This is a genomic window from Tritonibacter sp. SIMBA_163 (assembly GCF_046535935.1).
Classification (GTDB): Bacteria; Pseudomonadota; Alphaproteobacteria; order Rhodobacterales; family Rhodobacteraceae; genus Epibacterium; species Epibacterium scottomollicae.
The window spans coordinates 1-277 of record NZ_JAWJBP010000354.1; the positions used below are offsets into that span (position 1 = coordinate 1).

At 69.3% G+C, this 277-nt stretch carries 1 protein-coding gene; it reads left to right on the top strand.

Features of this window, described 5'->3' with window-relative positions; genetic code table 11:
* Positions 1–277 (top strand): hypothetical protein (locus R0J92_RS22700; RefSeq protein ID WP_411053325.1); only part of this gene is annotated, 277 nt, incomplete at both ends.

Consider the following 277-nt stretch of genomic DNA (forward strand, 5'->3'; position numbering starts at 1 on the left):
GTCATGACCTCCGGCCTGCGTTCGCTGCGGGACAAAACGCTGGCCTATCTGGACCGAGAGGTTCGCCGGCAGCACGCGGACGGCTTCCCGCAACTGCTGGACGCGGTCGACGCCTACGCCCGCTGCCTGCGGCGCACGGCGGAAGAGGATCGCGGCGCGCTGGAAAGCTCGAACCTGCGCTTCAACCTGCACGCCGTGATCGCCGGGCAGATGCCGGAGGACCCGCGGCCGACCGCGTTCCTGGTCTACCCGGAGGGCAACTGGATCGAGGTCAACG